Origin of the sequence: Helicobacter pylori, from assembly GCF_014496965.1 — a bacterium.
Taxonomy (GTDB): Bacteria; Campylobacterota; Campylobacteria; order Campylobacterales; family Helicobacteraceae; genus Helicobacter; species Helicobacter pylori_CZ.
This window is the reverse complement of sequence record NZ_JACTCR010000038.1, coordinates 1-932: the sequence shown is the minus strand read 5'-3', so window position 1 is coordinate 932 and position 932 is coordinate 1. Positions and strand designations below refer to the sequence as shown.

1 protein-coding gene is annotated in these 932 nt (G+C 38.1%); it reads left to right on the top strand.

The window, feature by feature from the left end; genetic code table 11:
• The coding region (locus H7O61_RS07785) for a glycosyltransferase family 10 domain-containing protein (RefSeq protein ID WP_187875653.1) at positions 1 to 932 on the top strand (932 nt) is incomplete at both ends.

The following is a 932-nucleotide window of genomic DNA, read 5'->3' as shown; positions in this document are numbered from 1 at the left end:
CCCCTTGGATCAGCCAGAAAAATCCTATCCTATCAAAACACTAAACGAGTGTTTTACACCGGTGAAAATGAAGTCCCTAATTTCAACCTCTTTGATTACGCCATAGGCTTTGATGAATTGGACTTTAGAGATCGTTATTTGAGAATGCCTTTATATTATGATAGACTACACCATAAAGCCGAGAGCGTGAATGACACCACCGCGCCCTACAAACTCAAAGACAACAGCCTTTATACCTTAAAAAAGCCCTCCCATCATTTTAAAGAAAAACACCCCCATTTATGCGCAGTAGTGAATGATGAGAGCGATCCTTTGAAAAGAGGGTTTGCGAGCTTTGTCGCGAGCAACCCTAACGCTCCTATAAGGAACGCTTTCTATGACGCTTTAAATTCTATAGAGCCAGTTACTGGGGGAGGGAGCGTGAAAAACACTTTAGGCTATAACGTCAAAAACAAGAGCGAGTTTTTAAGCCAATACAAATTCAACCTGTGTTTTGAAAACACTCAAGGCTATGGCTATGTAACTGAAAAAATCATTGACGCTTATTTCAGCCACACCATTCCTATTTATTGGGGGAGTCCTAGCGTGGCGAAAGACTTTAACCCTAAAAGTTTTGTGAACGTTTGTGATTTCAAAGATTTTGATGAAGCGATTGATTATGTGAGATACTTGCACACGCACCCAAACGCTTATTTAGACATGCTCTATGAAAACCCTTTAAACACCCTTGATGGGAAAGCTTACTTTTACCAAGATTTGAGTTTTAAAAAAATCCTAGATTTTTTTAAAACGATTTTAGAAAACGACACGATTTATCATAATAACCCTTTCATTTTCTATCGTGATTTGAATGAGCCTTTAGTATCCATTGATGATTTGAGGGTTAATTATGATGATTTGAGGGTTAATTATGATGATTTGAGAGCCGATTA